Source organism: Nonomuraea sp. NPDC004186, from assembly GCF_053603495.1.
Window position 1 is genome coordinate 1 of record NZ_JBSGFQ010000067.1, and the last position, 23,511, is coordinate 23,511.

Genomic DNA, 23,511 nt, shown 5'->3' on the forward strand with positions numbered 1-23,511 from the left:
GGCTGGCGCGACTACCTGGAGGAGATGTACCGGCACGTCTGGGCGAAGGACTTCTGGTCCAAGGAGGTCTTCCTCGGCGTGCGGCTCGGCCCGCGCGGCAAGCAGCTCGGCGCAGGCGTGCTGTCCCAGCTCTTCGGCTTCTACCAGAAGACCGAGAAGGCGCTCGGGATGGAGGACGACCACGTCCCCGACAGCGAGATCGGGCGCTGGACCGAGCAGGCCGAACGCCTCGGCAGGGCGCTCACGTCGAGTGCCCTCTACGCCAGGCACGCCACCTCCGTCGAGGTGGCGTGGCTGTTCCAGCACGCGGCCTCCGGCGCGCTCGGCGACCCGCCGCCGTCGGCCAGCCCGAAGCGGCGCTGGGGCAAGGGCGAGATCGAGTCGCTGGTCGAGGGGGAGATCCACAACGGCAGGTCGCTGCTGCGCATCGTGCAGCCGCAGGGCGACTCGTACGTGGCCTACCTGTCGTTCGCGAGGTTCCCCGACCTCATGCCGTTCCCGGACGGCGAGCCGTGGATGCACTTCGCGGACCAGCTCGCCTTCCCCGTGGAGATCTCGTCGCGGATGCGGCTGATCCCGCCGGTCAAGGCGTCCAAGGACGTCGCGCGCAAGCTCGCGCACGCCCGCGACATGGACCACCACATCCGCGAGGCCGGCGCGGAGGCGCCGCTGGCGCTGGCCGAGCAGATCGACGCGGCCCGCATGCTGGAGCACGGCATCACGAAGGAACGGCTGCCCTTCGTGTACGGCTGGCACCGCCTGATCGTGTCGGCCCCCACCGAGGACATCTGCGTGCAGCGCGTCGAGGCGGTCGTCGAGCACTACCGCGACATGGGCATCGACGTGGTCAACTCGACGGGCGACCAGTTCTCGCTGTTCTGCGAGACGCTGCCGGGCGAGAAGGTACGCGTCAACGCCTACGCGCAGCGGCAGCCCCTGCGTACCATCGCGGGCGGCATGGCCACCGCCACCGTCGACCTCGGCGACCGGCTGGGCGACGGCACCGAGGGCTGGCTCGGCCCGTACATCGGCGAGACCGTCGGCAGGGCCCGCAGCATCGTGCACTTCGACCCGCTGCTGGCGGCCTCCCGCAACCGGCCGACCGCCATCGCGATCACCGGCGAGCCCGGCGGCGGCAAGACCACGCTCGCGCTGCTGATGATCTACCAGATGGCGCTCAGGGGCGTGACGGTCGCGGTGATCGACCCGAAGGGCGACGCCGAGTCGCTGGTGCGGCTGCTGGAGAAGCGGGGCCGCAAGGCCCGCATCATCCCGCTGGGGTCGGCGGCGCCGGGGCTGCTCGACCCGTTCTCGTTCGGCGACGACATCGCGGCGAAGAAGACCATGGCCACCGAGACGTTGAGGCTGCTGCTGCCCCGCATGTCGGAGGAGCGCGAGTCGGCCATGATCCAGGCGGTGGCCGCGGTCTCCAACGCGCCCGACCCGTCGCTGGGCAAGGTCGTCGACTTCCTGGAGCAGGCCGACGACCCCGCCTCGAAGAACCTGGGCGCGGTGCTGCGCTCCATGTCGGAGATGCACCTGGCCAGGCTCTGCTTCGACCCCTCGGGCGGCGACCAGATCGACAGCGAGGGGTGGACGACCGTGTTCACGCTGGGCGGGCTGACCCTGCCCGACGTGGCCACGACCAGGGACGACTACTCCTACGAGCAGCGGCTGTCGGTGGCGCTGCTCTACCTGGTCTCCCAGTTCGCGCGCAGGCTGATGAACGGCCTCGACCGGCGCGCCCCCAAGGCGATCTTCCTGGACGAGGCGTGGGCGATCACCTCCACGCCCGAGGGCGCCAAGCTGGTGCCCGAGGTCAGCCGGATGGGCCGCTCCCGCAACACCGCCCTCGTGCTGGTCTCCCAGAACGCGGGCGACCTGCTCAACGAGCAGGTGACCAACTGCCTGTCGTCCGTCTTCGCGTTCAGGTCCACCGAACGGGTGGAGGTGGACCACGTCATGTCCCTGCTCGGGGTGGAGCCGTCGGAGGAGCACAAGGCCGTGCTGCGCTCGCTCGGCAACGGCGAATGCGTATTCCGTGATCTGGATGGCAGGGCGGGGCGGATCGGAGTAGACCTGATCTCCGAGGATCTTCTCCGTTGGCTCGACACGAACCCGACGCACGACAAACCCGACGGCAGCGGGCATGATGATCTTCAGGGGGGCGTGGGCAGGGCGCAGGAGGTACGGTCATGAAGATCCGGCTGTCTCGACGGCTCGCACTGGCACTGGCGCTCGTCACGAGCATTCTCGTGATGCCGATCGTGGTGGGCGGGCTGTCGGCCCCGGCCGCCGCGGCGCCCTGTGACCTGTCGGGCCCGCTCAACCCGGAGATGGTCGGCGGCGGCACCGACGGCCTGATCCAGGCGCCGGCCGTCGAAGGCGCGCCGCAGACGCCGACCACCAACTACTCCCAGTTCGGCATGAGCGGCCAGTTCTGGCACACCCACGACCTGGGCTGCTCCGACTACGTGGCCGTGCTCGGCAACATGTGGGCCAACGGCATCTTCACCGCGGCCAAGGCCATCGACCGGCTGACGATCACCACGTACCAGGCGGCGGCGACGGAGGGACCGCTCCAGGCGATCAAGGACGTGGTCGACGACATCATCACGAACCTCTCCAAAGCCATGTACTGGCCCTTCCTCCAGCCGATCGTCATCCTCGGCGCCATCTGGCTGGCCTGGTACGGGCTGATCCGCAAGCGCGCCACCACGACCGCCGAGGGCGTGATCTGGATGGTGCTCGCGGTCACCGTGGCAGTCTGGTTCCTCAGCCGTCCCGGCGACTTCACGGGCCTGGGCAAGGTCGTGACCGACAAGACCGGCGAGGTCGTCAACTCGGCCTTCTCCGGCCTGCCGGGCGCGGGCGGCGCCTCCTGCCTGCCGCCGCCCGGCGGCGCCGACGCGAAGGTCCAGGCCGGCGGCTACGCCCAGACCGGCACGCCGGGCGTCGACCAGAACGCCGACGCGCTGTGGTCCACGCTGGTCTGCAAGCCGTGGCTGGTGGGCCTGTTCGGCACCGCCGACCCGCAGCAGCCGATCGTGCGCGACTGGGGTCGCAAGGTGCTGGAGATGCAGTCGGTCCCGCGGGCCGTGGCCGGCCAGCCGGCGCCCGACGTGGGCGCCCGCCAGTCGGAGTACGCCTCGCTGGCCGACAAGCTCAAGAACGACCCCGTCTACACCGTCTTCTCCGGCCGTGACTGGTCCAACCGGCTCGGCGTGGCGGTCGGCGCGTTCATCGCGGCGATCGTGGCCGGCCTGCTCATCTTCCTGGTGGCGGTCTCGCTGCTGGTGCTGAAGGTGGGCTTCCTGCTGCTGCTGATCCTCGGGCCCGTGTTCCTGCTGATCGGCGTCCATCCGGGCAGCGGCCGGATCGTCGCCATGCGCTGGGTGGAGATGCTCGTCGGCACGCTGCTCAGGCAGGCCGTGCTCACACTCGTGCTCAGCGTCCTCGTCTACGGGTACGCGCTGATCATCTCCACGGCCATGCCATGGGGTCTGCAGGTGCTGTTCATGGCCCTGCTGACGATCGCGGTGTTCTTCTACCGCAGGCCGTTCCAGCACCTGTTCGCCTCGATGAACGGCCACACGGTCACCACCCGCATGCTGGGCGAGGCGGCGAGCTCGTCGGTCCTCGAGCGTTCCGCGGGCGCGCTGCCGCCGGTCGCCTCGGCCAGGATCGGCCGCTGGGGGCTGCGCAAGGCCGAGCCGATCATCAGGGCGGCCGGCGCGGCCAACGCGGCGGGCGCCGCGGCCACGGCGGCGGCCACCGCGGGGCAGGCCCGGGTACGCGCCGAGGAGGGCGAGGGCGTTCCCTTGGGCACCCGCGTACCGGCCACGGCAGCGCCGCTGGACACCGACCAGCAGGGCGGCAAGGCGGGCGCCAGGGCTCCGATGGAGCCGCGCAGGGGTACGGCGCCGCCGCTCAACCTGGGCACGACGCCCACGCGCACGCGCGGTCCCGCAGGGGGCGGCCCCCGGGTGGCCGGCGCGGCCGGTGGCACGGCCTCCGGCGGCTCCAGTGGCTCAGGTGGCTCGGGCGGCGGCTGGTTCGGCGGCCGGTCCGGCGGCGGCTGGGCGTCCCGCGGCGGTTCGGCGTCGGGGTCGCGTAGTTCGTCCGGCGGGTCGCGCGGCTCCCGGTTCGGCGGCTCGGGCGGCTCGGGCGGCACGCGTTCGCGCGGGAGCGGCGGCGGGCTGTTCGGCGGCGGCTCAGGTGGCTCCGGTGGTTCCGGCGGCGGATCGCGTGGCGGTTCGGGTGGCGGTTCGGGTGGCGGGCTTTTCGGCGGCGGCGGTTCGAGGTCCAACGGCGCCACCCGGTCGGGCGGCGGCTCCAGGCCGTCCGGCGGCTCGTCCGGCTCCCGGATCTTCGGCTCGGACGAGCCCTCGTCCCGCACCTCCGAGGCTCCTCCGCTCTGGCTGCGCGGCAGCCGCAACGGCGGCTCCGGAGGAGACAGCCCGGATGTGCCGTTCTGGCTCAAGCCGAACAACCCGGACAAGGACTGAACGAACATGGTGCAGGGAGGTGACAGGCGGGGGGTGGCCTTCGCCGTCGTCGTCGTGGTCATCGCCGCGGTCGGCATCTACCTGACCATGTGGCCCGACCCGGAGGAGCAGGCCGGGCCCGGTCAGGAGCCGGCGAGGGTCGTCAGCGCGCCGGCTCCGTCGAGCACGCCGCTGGCGACCGCGAGCGCCGCCCCGTTCGACATCTACTCGTTCCTGCCGATGAAGAAGGAGCAGCTGGCCGCGACGGCGGACCTGGCCGAGCGGTTCACCGCCGACTACGGCACCTTCAGGTACGACGAGGACCCGGCGGCGTACGCGACCCGCGTGAAGGCGTACACGACGGCCGAGCTCGGCAACGAGCTGACCAGGACCATGACCTCGGCGGGCACCGTCGAGCAGAACCGCAACGACCAGATCGTCTCCAAGGCCACGGCCAGGCTGAAGGAGATCAGGCAGATCGAGAAGAACTCCATCATCTTCGTGGTCGCCTCGGCCAGGCAGGTCACCGCCAAGAGCGGTAACCAGACGGCTCAGGAGGAGTACGCGGTCACGGTGACCCAGTCGGGAGCCGACTGGCGGATCTTCGACATCCGGCCTGCCACGGAGGGCCAGGAGGGGGACACCTCGGGGTGAAGCTCTCACGTACCCGGCTGGCGCTGATCATCGGTGCCGCCGGCGTGCTGCTCCTGGTGGCGGTCGTCGTGTCGCCGATGCTGCTGATCTCGATGCCGTCGTTCCTCAGCGACGGCGGCACCTCGCCCGACTGCAACGACACCACGCAGGTGGAGGAGGTGTCCGACTCGGCGACGTCGGACATCCCCTCCGAATACCTGGAGTTCTACAAGCAGTACGGCAAGAAGATCGGCGTCCAGTGGAACATCCTGGCCGCCGTGGGCAAGCGCGAGACCGACCACGGCCGCTCCAACCTGCCGGGCGTCAAGAGCGGCACCAACTACGCGGGCGCGGCCGGGCCGATGCAGTTCCTGATCTCCACGTGGGGCGGCAAGGCCAGGGTCGCGATGTCGTCGAAGTTCACCGGGTACGCCTCCGACGGTGACGGCGACGGGGTCGGCGACATCTACAACCCGGCCGACGCGATCCTCGGCGCCGCGCGGATGCTCAAGCGCAACGGAGCCCCGGAGAACGTACGGCAGGCGCTGTTCGTCTACAACCGGGCCTGGTGGTACGTGGACCAGGTCGAGGCGATCGCCAGGAAATACGCCAAGTCGGGCGACGTCAAGGTGCCGCCGCAGGCTTCGGAGGAATGCGACGACTCGCTGGTGGAGGCCGCGCCGAGCGACATCGTGGCCAAGATTTTGGAATACGCGCTGGCGCAGCGCGGCAAGCCGTATCTGTGGGGCGGGACGGGGCCCGACGCGTTCGACTGCTCGGGCGTCATCTTCGCGGCGTATCGGGAGGCGGGGCTGATGATCCCGCGTACGACGTTCGGGCAGTGGCCGTTCGGCGTGAAGGTTTTAGACGGTCAGGAACAGCCCGGTGACCTGGTGTTCTTCAACGCCGGTCCGGGCACGTCCGCCGACAACCCCGGCCACGTCGGGCTCGTCGTGTCGAAGGGCAAGATGCTGGAGGCCCGGTGCCGGCTGTGCGGGCCGATCAAGGTCACCAGCTACAAGGCCCGGGACAACCGCCTCGGTTTCACCCGCCCCCTGCAGAACCCCGACGTGCTCGAGCAGTTGAAGAAGCTGCAGAATCCTACCCTGTGAATGATTTCGACACGGTCGTGGTGGCCGCGGTGATCGTCGCGCCGGGCGCTCGGGTGCTGGCCGCCCAGCGCGCCGAGCCTCCGGCGCTCGCGGGTGGCTGGGAGTTCCCTGGTGGGAAGGTGGATCCCGGCGAGAGCGAGACGGCGGCGCTCGTCCGCGAGTGCCGCGAGGAGCTCGGCGTGGAGGTCACGGTGGGTGAGCAGGTGGGCGGGGACTGGGAGCTTTCCGAGGGGTACGTGCTGCGCGTCTGGCTGTGCTCGCTGCCCTCGGGGGTCCCGGAGGCCCGGGAGCACCTGGCGCTGCGGTGGCTGGGGCCCGGCGAGTACTACTCGGTCGAGTGGCTCGGGGCGGATCTGCCCGTTATGAAGACTGTGGAGAATCTGCTCCTTTCGCGGGATTAGGTGCCTCCTCTGTGTGACAGAATGACTACCAAGAGTGACATCTGTCGCAGCGGGGGAGTTGGGAGTGATGCGGCGTGGCTGGATCATTGCGGGTGCACTGATCCTTGCGGCTGTGCCCTCCGTGCCTTTGGCGGCCTCCCGGGTGTCGCTGGTGCTGGAGCGGGTGAGCACGCCCGGGGTGTGGATCAGGACGGGCGACGTCCAGCGGTTCCGGGTGCGGCTGAACGGGATGGCCGACGGGGTCAAGGTGGCGATCGCGGCCAGCCCGGCGGCGGCGCTGACGCAGGTGTCCTGCGCCCCGGCGGCGCCGGGCACGCCCTTCGCGCCCGCCGCGGAGGCGAGCCTGGGGGCGGCCCGGGGCGGCGTGCGGGCCGCGCGGGCGCTGGCGGCCCAGGCGCTGAGCGTCACGGGCGGCTCGGTGCTGCCGAGCGCGGTCCCGCCCGGGACGCGGGTGTGCGAGCTGGGCGACCTCGCCGGCGAGCGGGAAGTGGACGTGACGCTCACCACGCCGTCGGGGGCGAAGCAGGTGGTGCTCGCGGCGGTGGCCGGGATGCGGGCCGACGCGGGCGGCCCGCTGACGACCAAGACCAAGACGGCCGCAACGCGCGTCATGGACGAGGAGCCGGGCTTCAGCGGCCCGGCGGTCCGCGTGAGCCCGGAAGAGCCTCTGCCCGGCGTGCCCGGCGCGGCTCCGGGGAAGAGCCGCGAGTACGCCCAGGCGAAGGAACGACTCCTCGCTCAACTGCAACAGCCCGCCCCGCCCGCACGGGCCTGGGCGAAGGTGCAAGCCGACGCGGAGGCGCCAGAGGTCGCCGGGGCGCAGGCCAGACGCCGGTTGCTGGCCGGGGCCGGCGTGCTGCTCGAGGGGCAGTGGCCCGCCGAAGCGGCCGCGCCGCGGCGTGAGGCGGCCGGAGGGACCGCGCGCCGGCTGAAGGGCGGCGTGCCGCAGGCGCCCCGGCAGCCCCGGATGATGCCGCAGTGGCCTCAGGGCGTGCCGGGCCTTGAGCTGCCCCAGGCTGTGCCGCAGGCGCCCGGGCTGGCTCAGGCCGTGCCGCAACTGCCCCAGGGCCTGCAGCGGCTGCCTCAGGCCGCGCCGCAGTTGCCCGAGGGCCTGCAGCGGCCTCAGGCCGCGCCCCAGCTACCTCAAGGCCTCCCGCAGCTGCCTCAGGGGCTGCCGCAGGTGCCGCAGTTGCCCCAAGGTCTGCCGCAGGCTCCTCAGGGCCTGCAGCGGCTGCCGGAGGCCGTGCCGCAGCCGGTGCCCGGCGCTCCGCCCGCGCTGGTCCTGCCTGGCGCGTCGCCCCCGCTGGGGGCCGCGCCTCTCCTGCCCGGCATGGCGGCGCCGCAAGCCGCTCCAGGAGCGGCCGGGCAGCCCGCGCGCGGCGCCGAAGGCGTGGTCCCGCTGCCGTGGAATGTGGCCGCGGCGCGGAAGCACGCCCGCCCTGTCGCATGGGCGAGCCCGCTGGACGGTCCGAAGGGGCTGCCGGTCGTCGCCGGAGGCATCGGAGCGCTGCTGGGTGCCCTGTGGTTGATTGGCACGGTGCAAAGACGCCGAAAAAGCAAAACGTAGGTTAATTCGGGCTTTACTGTTACTTTGACCCGACTAGTATTCCCTTGACCAAGGTTCCGGGATACGCGGAGGGCACCGGTGGCACGCACGCGAGCGACGGCCGCGTCCGCTGTCGTCCTGGCGCTGGGCCTGGCCGGCGTCGGAGCGACACCGTTCATCGTACAGAGCGCGAGTGCGTCCGTGTCGGCGTACCAGCCGGTCGAGCCCTGTGACATCGGCGAGGTGTGCGACACCACGCCGGAGACCACCGTCACGGTCACCGAGACGGCGGGCACGCCGGAGCCCGAGGAGCCGGAGACGACGATCACCAAGACCGTCACCTCGACTCCGACGAAGGCCAGCAAGACCCCCAAGCCGACCAAGAGCACGACGCCGCCGGCGACCACCAGCGCCCCGCCGCAGCAGAACCAGAACCCCCAGCCGCTGCCCACCCAGTCGATCGAGACGCCCCCGACGACCCCCTCGCAGACCGCCTCCGAGCCGTCCATCGACATCCCGGAAGTCGCGTCCTCCGAGCCGGTCACGGCGCCGTCGGTGCAGCCGAGCGACACGCAGCCCGCCTCCTCCGAGGAGGTGCCGCTGGAGCTGCGGAACGCGGCGCCGGAGTTCGACCAGAAGTCGCTGACGCAGAAGCTCAGCATCCCCGCGCTGGTGCTGGTCCTGCTCGCGCTCTTCGCCGTCCTGATCTTCGAGGGACGCCTCCGCCGGATGGCCCACGCGGCCGCCGTGCGCAAGGCCGGGCCGCCGATGGGCCGGCCGGACATGCCTCCGCCTCCTCCGGGCGGCGGCTACCCCGCGGGCCCCGGTTACTACACCACGGCGGGCTTCCCCGCGCCCGGCTACCCGGGCGGCACGGCGTACGCGCCGATCATCAGCTTCGTCCCCGTGCAGACGTATCCGAGCGGCCCGGTCCCCGGCTACGAGGAGCACCAATACCCGCCCCAGGGCTACGCGCAGGAGCCCCCGCCGCCGCCGGTGGCGGAGCCCATGGTGCTGCACCCGGACGAGTTCGACTCCTTCAACCACGAGCCGCCCAAGCCCAAGGAGTTCCGCGACCCGTTCGAGCCGCTGGTCCCGGCGGACCCGCCGCCGGCGGACATCCCGCCGGGCGGCGGCGACCCGTACGAGGTCCCCGGCCAGGAGCGCCCGCTCGGACCGGTCTCGGCGTCGGAGTCCGGCGACTCGGAGCCGTGGCAGGGCGGCCAGTCCCTGTTCGACCCGCCGGACCGGAACCAGGAGCAGCAGGCGTACGACCCGCCGCCCTACCTGGCGCCCGACGCGGAGGCGACCGTCATCCAGCCGCTGCCGCCGGAGCCCGGGCAGCCGGAGCAGACCAAGGAGATGCCGGACCCCAAGCGCAGGCGCTGGGGCCGCAAGAAGTAGCCGGGAAACGAAATGAGGGGGCTGGAGATCCAGCCCCCCTCATTCGTGCGTGCCTACTTGGCGCGCTTGAAGATCTTGTTGCCGAGCCACACCAGCGGGTCGTACTTGCGGTCCGCCACGCGCTCCTTCATCGGGATCAGCGCGTTGTCGGTGATCTTGATGTGTTCGGGGCAGACCTCGGTGCAGCACTTGGTGATGTTGCAGTAGCCGAGCCCGTGCTGGTCCTGCGCCGCCTCCTGGCGGTCGGCCACGTCGTACGGGTGCATGTCCAGCTCGGCGATCCGCATGAGGAACCGGGGGCCGGAGAAGTCGGCCTTGTTCTCCTCGTGGTCGCGGATGACGTGGCAGACGTTGTTGCACATGAAGCACTCGATGCACTTGCGGAACTCCTGGGACCGCTCGACATCGACCTGCTGCATCCGGTACTCGCCGGGCCGGACGCCGGCCGGCGGCGTGAAGGACGGGATCTCCCGCGCCTTCTGGTAGTTGAACGACACGTCCGTCACCAGGTCCTTGATGACCGGGAACGTCCGCATCGGCGTGACCGTGATGGTCTCGTCCTCCTCGAAGGTGGACATCCGGGTCATGCAGCCCAGCCGCGGCTTGCCGTTGATCTCCATGCTGCACGAGCCGCACTTGCCGGCCTTGCAGTTCCAGCGCACCGCCAGGTCGGGCGCCTGCGTGGCCTGCAGCCGGTGGATGATGTCGAGGACGACCTCGCCCTCGTTCACCTCGACGGTGAAGTCCTCGAGCTTGCCCTCACCGCCCTCACCGCGCCAGACCTTGAACTTCGCCTTGTAGCTCATTTCGAAATCCCGTCGAACTCGGTCATCTCTTCGTCGGTGAGGTACTTCTTCAGCTCGTCCCGGTCGAACAGGGTGATCAGGTCGTCGCGCATGCTCGACTGGAGCTTCTCCTCGACCTTGACCGTGGAGCCGTCCTCGGTGGAGCAGACGAGCAGCTTGCGGCGCCATTCCGGGTTCATTCCGGGGAAGTCGTCGCGGGTGTGCCCGCCGCGGCTCTCCTCGCGCAGCAGCGCGGCGCGCGCCACGCACTGCGAGACCAGCACCATGTTGCGCAGGTCGATCGCGAGGTGCCAGCCAGGGTTGTAGATGCGGGACCCGGCCGCGCCGACCACCTGGGCGCGCTCCTTGAGCTTCTCCACGACCTGGAGCGCCTCGGCGACCTCCTCGGCCTTGCGGATGATGCCGACCAGGTCGTTCATCGTCCTCTGGAGCTCGTGGTGGACCTCGTACGGGTTCTCGCCGTCGCGGCCCAGCGGCTCCAGCGCCTCCTGCCGGGCCTCCTCCACGAGCTCGGGCAGGACCCGGGGCCTGGCCTCCAGCGAGTCCACGTACGCCGCCGCGCCCGCGCCCGCCCGGCGCCCGAACACCAGCAGGTCGGACAGCGAGTTGCCGCCCAGCCGGTTGGAGCCGTGCATGCCGCCGGACACCTCGCCCGCGGCGAAGAGCCCCGGCACGGCCGCCGCGCCGGTGTCCGCGTCCACCTCGACGCCGCCCATGATGTAGTGGCAGGTCGGGCCCACCTGCATGGGCTCGGCGGTGATGTCGACGTCGGCCAGTTCCTTGAACTGGTGGTGCATCGACGGCAGCCGCTTCTTGATCTCCTCGGCGGGCAGCCGGGTCGAGACGTCGAGGAAGACGCCGCCCTGGGGTGAGCCGCGGCCGGCCTTCACCTCGGCGTTGATCGCGCGGGCCACCTCGTCACGCGGCAGGAGCTCCGGCGGGCGCCGGTTGTTGGCCTGGTCGGTGTACCAGCGGTCGCCCTCCTCCTCCGTGGTCGCGTACTTGTCCTTGAAGACGTCCGGGATGTAGTCGAACATGAAGCGCTTGCCCTCGGAGTTGCGCAGCACGCCGCCGTCACCGCGGACGGACTCGGTGACGAGGATGCCGCGCACGGAGGGCGGCCAGACCATCCCGGTGGGGTGGAACTGGATGAACTCCATGTTGATCAGGTTCGCGCCGGCGAGCAGGGCCAGCGCGTGGCCGTCGCCGGTGTACTCCCAGGAGTTGGACGTGACGACGTACGACTTGCCGATGCCGCCGGTGGCCAGGACCACGGTGGGCGCATCGAAAAGCACGAAGTTTCCGGTCTCGCGCCAGTAGCCGAACGCGCCCGAGATCCGCTCCTCGTCCTTGAGCAGCCGCGTGATCGTGCACTCGGCGAAGACCTTGATGTAGGCCTCGTAGTCGCCGTGCTTCTCGTAGTCCTCCTGCTGGAGGGCGACGACGCGCTGCTGCAGCGTGCGGATCAGCTCCAGGCCGGTACGGTCGCCCACGTGTGCGAGCCGCGGGTACTCGTGCCCGCCGAAGTTCCGCTGGCTGATCTTGCCGTCCTTGGTGCGGTCGAACAGCGCGCCCCAGGCCTCCAGCTCCCAGACGCGGTCGGGCGCCTCCTTGGCGTGCAGCTCGGCCATCCGCCAGTTGTTGAGGAACTTGCCGCCGCGCATGGTGTCGCGGAAGTGCACCTGCCAGTTGTCGGCCGGATTGACGTTGCCCATCGCGGCGGCCGCGCCGCCCTCGGCCATGACGGTGTGCGCCTTGCCGAACAGCGACTTGCACACGATCGCCGTCTTCTTGCCCTGCTGGCGGGCCTCGATCGCGGCCCGCAGGCCGGCGCCGCCCGCGCCGATGACGACGACGTCGTATTCGTGACGCTCTGTGTTAAGCGAGTTATCCACTGAAGCTGGTCCTTACGCGTACGGGAAGGCGATGATGCCCTTGGCCACCAGGCGGACGTACAGGTCGGCGCCCATGACGGAGAACATCGAGGCCCACGCGAGGGGTTGGTGCTTGGCGTTGAGCTTGGACACGAACGTCCAGGCCCGGTAGCGCAGCGGGTGGCGAGAGAAGTGGTTGAGCCTGCCCGCGGTGATGTGCCTGCAGGAGTGGCACGACAGCGTGTAGGCGTTGATCAGGACGGCGTTGACGACCAGGATCCAGGTGCCCAGGCCGATCGGCTTGTGGACGAGCGCCAGGACGGCGTCGTAGGCCAGGATGAGGCCGATCACGATGGCCGCGTAGAAGAAGTAGCGGTGCACGTTCTGCAGGATCAGCGGGAAGCGCCGCTCACCGGTGTACTTGCCGTGCGGCTCCTGGACGGCGCACGCCGGAGGCGAGAGCCAGAAGGAGCGATAGTAGGACTTGCGGTAGTAGTAGCAGGTAAGCCGGAAACCGCCCGGCAGGCCGAGAATGAGCAGCCCCGGCGGCAGTGCGTACCAGTCGCCGAACGGCGCCAGGCCGAACAGCCGGGCCCCCTCGGGACACGACGTCGCCAGACAGGGCGACGAGAACGGCGCTATGTAGGGATCGACGAAATAGCTGTTGTCGATGATCGCCCACACGCCGTAGACAAGGAATGAGCTGAGCCCGAGGAACGTCAGCAGCGGAACAAGCCACCATCTGTCGGTACGCAGGGTGCGCACCTTGACTTGCGCTCGCTGCCTTCTGACCGGAGCGTCGGGCGTAGTCTGGGTCATCGCGGACCTCTCCACCTCCCGCGGACCCGTGTCGCGCAGGGGGTCCGTGGTTTTCGTATTCGCTGGGCGCGCGGCGGCGAGCGACGGCTCAGGCGCGCGTTGGTGGGGGATACGTTACGACGACAGCATGCGAATTTGTGAGCGGGGTCACTCACAATTTCGATGCTTAGCTGTGATTCCTGTCACGTACGCCCGTCAGGGGCGCTGCCCTTGGGCGGGCAACTTAACCACAGTCACGAAAAAATCGTCTATCTGCCGGACAACCCGGATAAATTGCTCAAAGTCCACCGGCTTGGACACATACGCGTTGGCATGCAACCGGTAACTGTGCAGGATGTCCTCCTCCGCCTCAGAGGTCGTCAGGATCACCACCGGGATCGTCCGCAACCCGGCGTCGGCCTTGACCTCGGCCAGCACCTCCATGCCGCTCATCCTCGGCAGGTTGAGGTCGAGCAGGATGAGGTCGGGCCGCGGCGCGTCGGTGTATCCGTCCTCGTTACGCAGGTACGCCATCGCCTGCTCACCGTCGTTGACCACGTTGAGCCGGTTTCGCACCTTGTTGAAGTCGAAGGCCTCCTTGGTGAGCAGGATGTCACCCTGGTCGTCCTCCACCAGAAGCACCTCGATGGGGCGCCCCTCATTCATCGTCGTCTCCCGCGGCCGGCAGTGTCCAGCGGAACGTCGTGCCCTGGCTCTCGGCATCGCCGTCGAGCCAGAGCTGTCCGCCGTGGTACTCGACGATCTTGCGGCAAAGTGCCAGCCCGATGCCAGTACCCGGATACACGTCGCGGGGGTGGAGTCGCTGGAAGATCAGGAAGATGCGGTCGGCGTACTTGGGCTCGACCCCGATGCCGTTGTCGGAACAGCTGAACTCCCACATGTCGCCGGACCTGGTGGCCCCGATGTGGATGCGCGGGGACGCCTCGGAGCGGAACTTGATCGCGTTCTCGATCAGGTTCTGGAACAGCTGCGTGAGCTGCACCCGGTTGCCCCTGACCGCGGGCAGCTCGTCCCTGGTGACCGTGGCCTCGGTGTCCTCGATCGTGGCCGACAGGTTCTCCAGCGCCGTGTCGAGCGCCTTCCCCGCGTCGACCGTGGTCCGCTCGCCGGTCACCCGGCCGACCCTGGAGAAGTCGAGCAGGTCGTTGATCAGCAGCTGCATGCGCTTGGCGCCGTCGACGGCGTAGTGGATGTACTGCTTGGCCCGATCGTCGAGCTGGGAGCCGTAGCGCTGCTCCAGCATCTGCGTGAAGCTGGCGACCTTGCGGAGCGGCTCCTGGAGGTCGTGGCTGGCCACGTACGCGAACTGCTCCAGCTCCCCGTTGGACCGGCGCAGCTCCTCGGCCTGGTCGTCGGCCGTCCGCCAGGCCGACACGATGCGGCCGCGCATGGAGTCGACGTGGCTGGACAGCTCGGCCAGCTCCGCCGGCCTGTCGACGTGCAGGGCGTGGTCGAAGTCGCCGGCCGCCACGGTGCGGACCTGCTGGGTCAGCTGGTCGATGGGCTTCAGCACGACGTACCGGATGATGAAGGCCAGCGCGATGCCGAACGCGAGCATCACCGCGAAGAGCACGATCAGCGCCAGATTGAGCTGGTCGAGCTGCTGCTCGACGGCGGGCACCTGGGCCAGCGCGCGAGCCCGCGCGCTGAACATCATCGCGACCACGATCCCGGCCAGGAGCACGACGCCGGCCACCAGCCCCATGACCAGGAACCAGCGGGCCACGGGCAGCCTGCCCAGCCCGGTCGGCTCCTTGGGGGGAGGCAGCGGGTTGATGCTCATGGTCTCCTCCTCCGGACCAGGACCACGGCGAGGTCGTCGCTCAGCGTGCCCACGTGCTTGATGAGCCGGTCGAGGTCGATGGCGCCGTGCTCGCGTACGAGATCGAGCAGGCCCTCCACGCCGAGCAGCTCCTGGCCCTCGCCCACCACGGCCTCGATGAGGCCGTCGGTGTAGAGCATCATGGACCACTCGTCGCCCAGCGGCACGTCGATCATCGACCACTCCGCGTCCGAGAAGATCCCGAGCGGCGGCCCGGAGGGCGTGCCGTCGACCACCTGGACGGCGCCGTCGCGCACCAGCACCGGCGGCGGGTGCCCGACCACGCGCATCCTGGCGTGCCGCAGGTCGGGGCTGATCGTGGCCATGCACAGCGTGGTGAAGATCTCGGGGGTCTTGCGCTCGGCCCGCAGCACGGCGTCCATCGTGCGCAGCAGCGTGTCGTCCGTCTGACCGGCGAGGACCAGCGTGCGCCAGGCGACGCGCAGCGCCACGCCGAGCGCCGCCTCGTCGGGGCCGTGCCCGCACACGTCGCCGACCACGATGTGCACCGAGCCGTCTGCCGTCTGCACGGTGTCGAAGAAGTCGCCGGCCAGCGTGCCGCCGCTGCCCGGCAGGTAGCGGGTGACGTGCTCGATCGCCTCGGTACGCAGCAGAGGGCCGGGGAGCAGCGCGCCCTGCAGCCTGGCGTTCTCCTTGGCCGTCAGCTCCGCCTGCACGAGGTCGAGATGGGCCAGGTCGGCCCGCTTGCGCTCCATCGAGTATCGGATGGCCCTGGCCAGCAGCCGCTCGTCGATGTCGCCCTTGACCAGGTAGTCCTGCGCGCCGGCCTGGACGGCGGCCACGCCCACGTGCGCGTCCCTGAGCCCGGTGAGCACCAGCACGGCGGTGTGCGGCGCCAGCGCGAGCACCTCCTCCAGGGCCTCCAGGCCGCTCGCGTCGGGCAGCGAGAGATCGACCAGCACGCACTGGATCTGCGACGTCAGCTTGGCCCTGGCCTCCTGCAGGCTGCGTGCCCAGAAGATCTTCGGCGGCGCGGGGGCCTGCTTGAGCAGCTCCTCCACGAGGAAGGCGTCACCGTCGTCGTCCTCGATCAGGAGCAACGTCAGCGTCTCCGAAAGATGTGCCGTCAAAACGCCTCACCAGGGGGGTCGGTCCGTCCAGGTCATTCTGCGATGAGATCCACCCCTTGCGGAAGCGTACCTTCGTGACCGGCCTCCACGACGAACGACAGCAGGGTCTCCCTGAACGCCTGGGCGGCCCTGGTCGGCTCGACGTCCTTGCGCTGGGCCAGCGCGATCGTACGGCTGAGCCCCGGCGGCGCGAGCGGCGTGCCGGACAGCCCGGGGCGCCCGTCGAGGACCATCGAGGGCACCACGGCCACGCCCAGCCCCGCCTCCACGAACCGCAGCACGGCGTCCATCTCGCCGCCCTGCACGGAGAACCTGGGCTCGAACCCGGCCTGCCGGCAGGCCGCCAGCGTGGCCTCGCGCAGGTCGTAGCCGCGCCTGAACATCACCATCTGGCGCCCGCGCAGGGACTCGATCTCCATGTACGGGCCCTTCGGCCGCTCGTGGGAGGGCGCGGCCACCACCAGGTTCTCCCGCAGGATCTCCTCGGTCACCAGCGAGGGGTCGTCGCTCTGCAGCGGCATGATGATCAGCGACAGGTCGAGCTGCCCCCGCGCGAGCGCCCTGACGAGGTCACGCGAGCCGCCCTCCTCCACCAGCAGTTCGATCCCCGGGTACGCGCGGTGGAAGCGCGCCAGCGCGTCGGCCATCAGCCCCGCGCAGAGCGACGGCGTGGCGCCGAGCCGCACCCGGCCCCGGCGGAGCCCGGCGAGCTGGGCCACCTCCTGCCTGGCGGTGTCGGCGTCGGCGAGGATCCTGCGGGCGAGCGGCAGCAGCGCCTCACCGGCCGGCGTCAGCGTGACGTTGCCCCGGGCCCGGGAGAACAGCGGGGCGCCCAGATCGGCCTCCAGGGCCTTGATCTGCTTGCTGAGCGACGGCTGCGCGACCCTCATGCGCTCGGCTGCCTGGGTGAAGTGCCTGGCCTCCGCGACCGCCACGAAGTACGCGAGCTGCTGCAACTGCATGTGATTTTCCTCGCACCGAGCGGCGTCGTTTCCGTGGGGCGACCGTACAAACCAGACATCATAGCCGGTGGCTATCGAAACCAGGCCCGTGATGACTTGGACGGATGATTGCTGGATACCTAGCGTTTGAAGGCGTGACTGCCACGATAGAGCGCGGCGCAGCCACCGCGCCTGTTACCGCTCCCAAGAACGCTCCAACGAGCAGGAGGCCCGGCGGGTTCCTGCGCTCGTCGAACGGCAAGAAAGCCGTCATGGCCGTCACCGGGGCCGTGATGGTGCTCTTCCTCGTCCTCCACATGCTCGGCAACCTCAAGATCTTCCTGGGCAGGGACTCGTTCAACGAGTACGCCCACGCGCTGCGTACGCTCCTGGAGCCGATCGCGCCCTATCGGACGGTGCTGACCATCCTCGAGGTCGGCCTCGTCGTGTCGGTCGTCCTGCACATGTGGGCCGCGATCTCGCTGGCCCGCCGCGCCCGCCAGGCCAGGCCGGTCAAGTACGTCGCCAAGAAGTCGCAGGCGAACGGCTACGCGACGCACATCATGCGGTTCGGCGGCCTCACGATCCTGCTCTTCCTCGTCTGGCACCTGCTGGACCTGACCTTCGGCGTCGTGAACCCCAAGGGCTTCGACTCCGCGCCCGCCGACCGGATGATCGCCGGCTTCGACGCGTCCCGGTGGTGGGTGACCCTGATCTACGTGGTCGCCGTCGTCATGGTCGGCCTGCACCTGCGGCACGGCATCTGGAGCGCCTTCCAGACCCTCGGCTGGGCCAACCGCACGCGGAACAAGGCCCTCCGGCCGGTCGCCGGGCTGGTGTCCGCCGTGCTGGTCATCGGGTTCCTGGCGCCGCCGCTCGCGATCACCTTCGGAGTTGTGAAGTAATGAAGTTCACGGAAGGCCCGGAGATCCGGGACACCAAGGCTCCGGCCGGGCCCATCGAGGAGCGGTGGGAGAAGCGGAAGTTCGGCGCGAAGCTGGTCAACCCCGCCAACAAGCGCAAGCTCAACGTGATCGTGGTCGGCACCGGCCTGGCGGGCGGCTCGGCCGCGGCGACGCTGGGTGAGCTGGGCTACAACGTCACGTCGTTCTGCTACCAGGACACGCCGCGCCGCGCGCACTCCATCGCCGCGCAGGGCGGGATCAACGCCGCCAAGAACTACCGCGGCGACGGCGACAGCATCTACCGGCTCTTCTACGACACGGTCAAGGGCGGCGACTTCCGCGCCCGCGAGTCGAACGTCTACCGCCTGGCCCAGGTCTCGGTGAACATCATCGACCAGGCCGTGGCCCAGGGCGTCCCCTTCGCCCGCGAGTACGGCGGCCTCCTCGACACCCGCTCCTTCGGCGGCGCCCAGGTCTCCCGTACGTTCTACGCCCGCGGCCAGACGGGCCAGCAGCTCCTGCTGGGCGCGTACCAGGCGCTGGAGCGGCAGATCGCGGCCGGGACCGTGACCATGCACACCCGGCACGAGATGCTCGACGTGATCGTCTCCGACGGGCGGGCGCGCGGCGTCATCGTGCGCGACATGGTGACCGGCGAGATCGAGCGCCACCTCGCCGACGCCGTGGTGCTGGCCACGGGCGGCTACGGGAACGTGTTCTTCCTGTCCACGAACGCCAAGGGCTGCAACACGACGGCGATCTGGCGGGCGCACGAGCGCGGCGCGTACTTCGCCAACCCCTGCTACACGCAGATCCACCCGACCTGCATCCCCGTCTCCGGCGAGTACCAGTCGAAGCTGACGCTGATGTCCGAGTCGCTGCGCAACGACGGCCGCGTCTGGGTGCCGCTGCGCAAGAACGACACCCGCGCCCCCGGGGACATCCCGGACGAGGAGCGCGACTACTACCTGGAGCGGATCTACCCCGCCTTCGGCAACCTGGTCCCGCGTGACATCGCCTCCCGCGCCGCCAAGAACGTCTGCGACGAGGGCCGCGGCGTCGGTCCCGGCGGCCTGGGCGTCTACCTGGACTTCCGCGACGCCATCGGGCGTCTCGGGCGCGACGCCGTGGAGAAGAAGTACGGCAACCTCTTCGAGATGTACGAGCGCATCACCGGCGAGAACCCGTACGACGTGCCGATGCGCATCTACCCGGCCGTCCACTACACGATGGGCGGGCTGTGGGTGGACTACGACCTGCAGTCCACGATCCCGGGCCTGTTCGTCGTCGGCGAGGCCAACTTCTCCGACCACGGCGCGAACCGCCTCGGCGCCTCGGCGCTGATGCAGGGCCTGGCCGACGGCTACTTCGTCCTGCCGACCACCCTCGGCGACTACCTGGCCGCCGGTCCGTTCGGCGACGTGGACGAGGAGGCCGTGGCGGAGGCCGAGATCAAGGTCCGGAACAAGATCGACCGGCTCCTGGCCGTGAACGGCACCCGTACCCCCGACTCCTTCCACCGCGAGCTGGGCAAGCTCATGTGGGACTACTGCGGCATGGAGCGCACCGAGGAGTCGCTGCGCAAGGCGCTGGAGCGCATCCCCGAGCTGCGCGCGGAGTTCTGGCAGAACGTCAAGGTCAGCGGCACGGCGGAGGAGCTGAACCAGGTCCTGGAGAAGGCCGGCCGCGTCGCCGACTTCTTCGACCTGGCCGAGCTCATGTGCCTGGACGCCCTGGTCCGCACGGAGTCCTGCGGCGGCCACTTCCGCGCCGAGTCCCAGGACGCCGACGGCGAGGCGCTGCGCGACGACGAGCACTTCGCGCACGTGTCGGCCTGGGAGTCCACGCCCGACGGGCCGGTGCTGCACAAGGAAGCGCTCGAGTACGAGTACGTCAAGATGAGCCAGCGGAGCTACAAGTGAACCTGACCCTCAAGGTCTGGCGCCAGAGCGGCCCTACCGATGCCGGCCGGATGGTGACCTACCGAGTCGAGGACGTCTCCCCGGACATGTCCTTCCTGGAGATGCTGGACGTCCTCAACGAGCGTCTCATCCTGGAGGGCGACGACCCGATCGCCTTCGACCACGACTGCCGCGAGGGCATCTGCGGCATGTGCGGCATGGTCATCAACGGCGTCGCGCACGGCGAACAGCGCGCGACGACGACGTGCCAGCTGCACATGCGCCACTTCGAGGACGACGCCACGATCACCATCGAGCCGTGGCGCGCCGCCCCCTTCCCCGTCGTCAAGGACCTGGTCGTGGACCGCAGCGCCTTCGACCGGATCATCCAGGCGGGCGGCTTCGTCTCGGTCCCGGCCGGCTCGGCCCCGGACGCCCACAGCATCCCCGTACGCAAGGAGGACGCGGACTCGGCCTTCGACGCGGCGACCTGCATCGGGTGCGGCGCGTGCGTGGCGGCCTGCCCGAACGGCTCCGCCTCCCTGTTCACCGCCGCCAAGATCACCCACCTGAGCCTGCTGCCCCAGGGCCAGCCGGAGCGCCTGTCCCGCGCCAAGGCCATGGTGGACCAGATGGACGCGGAGGGGTTCGGCGGCTGCACGAACACGGGAGAGTGCACGGCGGTGTGCCCCAAGGGCATCCCTCTGGACACCATCGCCCGCATGAACACCGACTACTTGAAGGCCAACGCCAAGTAGCAGGTTGCACCCCAATTGGACAGTAGGCCGCCCCGAGCAAAAAGGGCTTCCCCAAGGGAGCGCTTCGCGCTCGGGGCTCAGGCTGTTTCCATAAGGCGCCTGTCGGCGCACCCCACGCCTTCGGCGGCTGGTCGGGCCCACCCGTTGCCTGGTTACCGGCTGGGCCTGCCGGAGCCCACCCCGGACCAAGGTCTTCGCCCAGCAGGGGCATACCTTGCAGCGATTCGACAACGCATCGGCCTGGTCTTCGGCTGTACGAGCGGTAGCCGTACGGATATCAGCACTGAGACCGCCTTCGCGGATGTCCCAGCCGTACGCCAAGCTATGATAGTCAGGCCTATCATAGCTGTGACCATGATTACCTGGATGGTGGTGGCGGCATGCTTCGTAAGCCGGAGCGCCTGTTCGGGCGTGACACGGAATGGGAGGAACTGGCTGATTTCGCCAGTGCCCCCGCGAACGGTGCCACCTTGGGGCTGGTCTACGGGCGTCGGCGTCAGGGCAAGACTCTCATGCTCGAACTGCTCGCCCAGGAAACCGGCGGCCTGCTTTTCGCCGCCACCCAGCAGACCGAGGCACAGAACCTGGCCGATCTCGGCGCCGCCTACGCCGCCTATCGCGGGCTGCGGCAGCCGGTCTCGTTCGGCAACTGGCGGGAAGGGCTCGACGAACTGCTCCGGCTCGGCGAGGAGCGGGCGATGCCCGTGATCGTCGACGAATTCCCCTACCTGGTCTCCGCGACCCCGGCGCTGCCGTCGTACCTGCAGCAGGCGTTGAGCCCGACGGGATACGCGAAGGAGCACACTCGTACCCGTCTGATCCTCTGTGGCAGCGCGTTGACCACGATGGCTCAGTTGCTGGGTGGAGGTGCGCCACTACGAGGCCGAGCGGTGCTCGAGCTGATCGTGCGGCCTTTCGGGTTTCGCGATGCCGCTGCCTTCTGGGGCCTGACCGGCGACCCGGAGCTGGCTTTCCGGGTGCATGCCCTCGTCGGAGGTACCCCCGCGTATCTGGAGATGTGCGGTGGGTCAGGTCCGGCTGATCTGGACGGGTTCGATCGATGGGTGCAGCGGCGGTTGCTGAATCCCGCCTCGGCGATGTTTCGGGAAGGTGGGCTGCTGCTCCGGGAGGAGCCTTCGATTTCCGACCCCACCTCGTACGCGGCCACGCTGAGCGCCATCAGCGCGGGCAACCAGCGTCGCTCGGAGATCGCCGCCGCCCTCGGCCGCCCCGTGAGCGCGTTGGCACATTTGCTCAACGGGTTGCGGAGCATCGGCCTCGTCGAACAGGTCGACGACGCGTTGCGTGACAAGCGAAGCGTTTTCCGGATCGCCGAGCCGATCGTCCGCCTGCACCAGTTGATCACGCAGCGCCGCGAGCCCGAGCTCGTCAGCGGCCAGGCCGCCCGCGTCTGGCGTGCCAACGCCGACACGGTCGCCTCGAAGATTTACGGTCCCCACTTCGAAGACCTCGCCCGGGAGTGGTGCTTCCTTCATGCCTCCGGCGACACGCTCGGTGGGATGGCCAGTGCCGTACGCCCGAGCGAAATCCCCTGCCCAGCGCACCGCAAAGGACATGAACTCGACATCGTGGTGACCGAGACCAATTCCTTCGCCACCGATCGGATCATCGCGATCGGTGAGGCCAAGGCCACGCTCGCACCTATGGACGTCCCTCAGCTTCAGCGGCTGGATCACCTGCGTGCGCTGCTTCCAGACGCCCGGATTGGCAAGCAGCCCAAACTGCTGTTGTTCGCACGCTCCGGATTCACCAGCGATCTGGTGGAGGGGGCGCACGGGCGGGCGGACGTTGAGCTCGTGGACCTGAACCGCATGTATTCAGGGGGCTGACGTGCGCGCCGCCATGTGCTTCGCGGGGCGGCCATCCCCCCAGCGGGGGGGAGCGATCAGAAGCGGAACATCTCGGCGAATCGATCGAGTAGCGCGGGATTGCCTTCTATGCGCACGCTGCCGTCGTGGAGTACTTCGTCGGGGGTCCTGCTGCCACTCATCAGTTCGCGGATGGGGTGGCCGGTGAGCCGTTCGATGACGAGGTCGGGGGCGGGGTGCGGGCCGATGCCGACCGTGAGCATTCCATCGATGATCTGCAGGCGGAGCGTGAAATCTCCCATGCGGACCTCGTAGCCGACGGTGACTCCCAGGGCTGCTTCCGGCCGGTAAGTGGTGCGGAAGGACATGGCGACCGACTCGGCGGTGACGAGCTCGCCGGGGCGAGGCTCGGTGAGTGTCCGCGCGCCCCAGCGGCCCAGTGCGATCAGCGCCGGTTCGAGGTCGCGTCCGTAGTCGGTGAGCTCGTAGACGACCGCGCGTTCGGGATGCGGTAGCGCGCGACGGGTGGCCAGTCCTGCCTCTTCGAGTTGTTTGAGGCGGGCCGACAGGATGTTGGTCGGGATGGCGGGCAAGCCCCTGTGCAGGTCCGTGAAGCGCTTGGCCCCGGTGAGGAGGTTGCGGATGATCAGCATGCTCCACCGTTCGCCGACCATCTCCATCGCGCGGGCCAGGCCGCAGAACTGTCCGTACTCCCGGGACGCCATGATGCAGATCTTACATTATGCTTCAGTTGACAAACCATACTTGCAAAAGACAAGCTTCCTGCTTGCAGGGCCTCCCCCGTGAAATGGAGAAACGCATGTCGTTCCAGGCGTACCTCGACAACATCGAGGACAAGACCGGACTGACTCCACGTGAGTTCATCGCTCTGGCGAAGGAGCGCGGCTTCGACGAACCGTCCGTGAAAGCCGGCGTGATCATTGACTGGCTGAAGCAGGACTACGACCTTGGACGTGGGCACGCGATGGCGTTGGTGCACGTGATCAAAAAGGGGCCGAAGATCGACGCCAAACACGTCGGCGGCTCGGGTTCCCATCGCGATGAGTCCGACACGCTATGGCTGGACGGCAAGAACAACCGACCCTGACGAGTTGACCCGGTAGCCCGGAGCAAGGGCATGGGCGTCTGGGAGTCGCACCTGCTCGCAACCGCAAAAATCAC

20 protein-coding genes are annotated in these 23,511 nt (G+C 69.5%); 12 read left to right on the forward strand and 8 right to left on the reverse strand.

Annotated features, from left to right (window positions below):
* The 7 genes from ACWEPL_RS40710 to ACWEPL_RS40740 all read left to right on the forward strand — a co-directional run.
* A partial coding sequence (locus tag ACWEPL_RS40710; protein WP_452439346.1) for an ATP-binding protein occupies window positions 1-2,199 on the forward strand: 2,199 nt, incomplete at its 5' end.
* Window positions 2,196-4,508 carry a type IV secretion system protein gene (locus ACWEPL_RS40715; RefSeq protein WP_452439347.1) on the forward strand — a complete coding sequence of 771 codons (2,313 nt, stop codon included), beginning with the start codon at window positions 2,196-2,198 and terminating at the stop codon, window positions 4,506-4,508. The genes ACWEPL_RS40710 and ACWEPL_RS40715, both read left to right, overlap by 4 nt.
* Window positions 4,509-4,514: 6 nt before the next feature.
* Complete coding sequence (locus ACWEPL_RS40720) at window positions 4,515-5,141, forward strand: hypothetical protein (RefSeq protein ID WP_363970838.1); 627 nt, start codon at window positions 4,515-4,517, stop codon at window positions 5,139-5,141.
* Window positions 5,138-6,232 carry a C40 family peptidase gene (locus ACWEPL_RS40725; RefSeq protein ID WP_452439348.1) on the forward strand — a complete coding sequence of 365 codons (1,095 nt, stop codon included), beginning with the start codon at window positions 5,138-5,140 and terminating at the stop codon, window positions 6,230-6,232. The genes ACWEPL_RS40720 and ACWEPL_RS40725 overlap by 4 nt, the downstream gene beginning before the upstream one ends.
* On the forward strand, window positions 6,229-6,633 hold the full coding sequence (locus tag ACWEPL_RS40730; RefSeq protein ID WP_350725608.1) for a (deoxy)nucleoside triphosphate pyrophosphohydrolase: 405 nt from the start codon (window positions 6,229-6,231) through the stop codon (window positions 6,631-6,633). Before ACWEPL_RS40725 ends, ACWEPL_RS40730 begins: the two co-directional genes overlap by 4 nt.
* 112 nt (window positions 6,634-6,745) lie before the next feature.
* The gene (locus ACWEPL_RS40735; protein ID WP_452439349.1) at window positions 6,746-8,200 is read left to right on the forward strand and encodes a hypothetical protein; all 1,455 of its coding nucleotides are present in this window, start codon (window positions 6,746-6,748) and stop codon (window positions 8,198-8,200) included.
* A gap of 78 nt (window positions 8,201-8,278) precedes the next feature.
* Entirely contained in the window at window positions 8,279-9,583 is a 1,305-nt protein-coding gene (locus tag ACWEPL_RS40740; RefSeq protein ID WP_452439350.1) for a hypothetical protein, read from the forward strand.
* Window positions 9,584-9,636: 53 nt separating this feature from the next.
* Here ACWEPL_RS40740 and ACWEPL_RS40745 read toward each other — a convergent pair whose 3' ends face one another.
* The 7 genes from ACWEPL_RS40745 to ACWEPL_RS40775 all read right to left on the reverse strand — a co-directional run bounded on the left by ACWEPL_RS40745 (window position 9,637) and on the right by ACWEPL_RS40775 (window position 16,957).
* Complete coding sequence (locus ACWEPL_RS40745) at window positions 9,637-10,389, reverse strand: succinate dehydrogenase/fumarate reductase iron-sulfur subunit (RefSeq protein ID WP_350725602.1); 753 nt, start codon at window positions 10,387-10,389, stop codon at window positions 9,637-9,639.
* Window positions 10,386-12,284 (reverse strand): fumarate reductase/succinate dehydrogenase flavoprotein subunit, encoded by a 1,899-nt coding sequence (locus ACWEPL_RS40750; protein ID WP_363970845.1) that lies wholly within the window; start codon window positions 12,282-12,284, stop codon window positions 10,386-10,388. The genes ACWEPL_RS40745 and ACWEPL_RS40750 overlap by 4 nt, the downstream gene beginning before the upstream one ends.
* Before the next feature lie 12 nt (window positions 12,285-12,296).
* Entirely contained in the window at window positions 12,297-13,082 is a 786-nt protein-coding gene (locus tag ACWEPL_RS40755) for a hypothetical protein (protein ID WP_350725598.1), read from the reverse strand.
* Window positions 13,083-13,277: 195 nt separating this feature from the next.
* Window positions 13,278-13,727, reverse strand: coding sequence for a response regulator (locus ACWEPL_RS40760; protein WP_350725597.1), 450 nt, complete (start codon window positions 13,725-13,727; stop codon window positions 13,278-13,280).
* Entirely contained in the window at window positions 13,720-14,865 is a 1,146-nt protein-coding gene (locus ACWEPL_RS40765; RefSeq protein ID WP_452439351.1) for a sensor histidine kinase, read from the reverse strand. Before ACWEPL_RS40765 ends, ACWEPL_RS40760 begins: the two co-directional genes overlap by 8 nt.
* Window positions 14,862-15,995, reverse strand: coding sequence for a fused response regulator/phosphatase (locus ACWEPL_RS40770; RefSeq protein ID WP_363970850.1), 1,134 nt, complete (start codon window positions 15,993-15,995; stop codon window positions 14,862-14,864). The genes ACWEPL_RS40765 and ACWEPL_RS40770 overlap by 4 nt, the downstream gene beginning before the upstream one ends.
* A 32-nt stretch (window positions 15,996-16,027) precedes the next feature.
* A complete protein-coding gene (locus ACWEPL_RS40775) occupies window positions 16,028-16,957 on the reverse strand; it encodes a LysR family transcriptional regulator (protein WP_363970852.1) in 930 nt (309 codons plus the stop codon).
* A gap of 134 nt (window positions 16,958-17,091) precedes the next feature.
* Here ACWEPL_RS40775 and ACWEPL_RS40780 point away from each other — a divergent pair, with 134 nt between their 5' ends.
* From ACWEPL_RS40780 to ACWEPL_RS40795, 4 genes are all read left to right on the forward strand, one after another.
* On the forward strand, window positions 17,092-17,841 hold the full coding sequence (locus tag ACWEPL_RS40780; RefSeq protein ID WP_449954444.1) for a succinate dehydrogenase cytochrome b subunit: 750 nt from the start codon (window positions 17,092-17,094) through the stop codon (window positions 17,839-17,841).
* The gene (locus ACWEPL_RS40785) at window positions 17,841-19,763 is read left to right on the forward strand and encodes a fumarate reductase/succinate dehydrogenase flavoprotein subunit (protein ID WP_350725588.1); all 1,923 of its coding nucleotides are present in this window, start codon (window positions 17,841-17,843) and stop codon (window positions 19,761-19,763) included. Before ACWEPL_RS40780 ends, ACWEPL_RS40785 begins: the two co-directional genes overlap by 1 nt.
* Window positions 19,760-20,500 (forward strand): succinate dehydrogenase/fumarate reductase iron-sulfur subunit, encoded by a 741-nt coding sequence (locus tag ACWEPL_RS40790; RefSeq protein WP_350725586.1) that lies wholly within the window; start codon window positions 19,760-19,762, stop codon window positions 20,498-20,500. Before ACWEPL_RS40785 ends, ACWEPL_RS40790 begins: the two co-directional genes overlap by 4 nt.
* A gap of 380 nt (window positions 20,501-20,880) precedes the next feature.
* Window positions 20,881-22,350, forward strand: a complete 1,470-nt coding sequence (locus tag ACWEPL_RS40795; RefSeq protein ID WP_452439352.1) for an AAA family ATPase — start codon at window positions 20,881-20,883, stop codon at window positions 22,348-22,350.
* A 56-nt stretch (window positions 22,351-22,406) separates the two neighbouring features.
* Here the strand turns inward: ACWEPL_RS40795 and ACWEPL_RS40800 are convergent, their stop codons facing one another.
* Window positions 22,407-23,054, reverse strand: coding sequence for a winged helix-turn-helix transcriptional regulator (locus ACWEPL_RS40800; protein ID WP_363970856.1), 648 nt, complete (start codon window positions 23,052-23,054; stop codon window positions 22,407-22,409).
* Window positions 23,055-23,149: 95 nt separating this feature from the next.
* On the opposite strand from ACWEPL_RS40800, the gene ACWEPL_RS40805 reads away from it, so the two are divergent.
* A complete protein-coding gene (locus ACWEPL_RS40805; protein WP_355197268.1) occupies window positions 23,150-23,437 on the forward strand; it encodes a DUF4287 domain-containing protein in 288 nt (95 codons plus the stop codon).
* The last annotated feature ends 74 nt before the right edge of the window (window positions 23,438-23,511 follow it).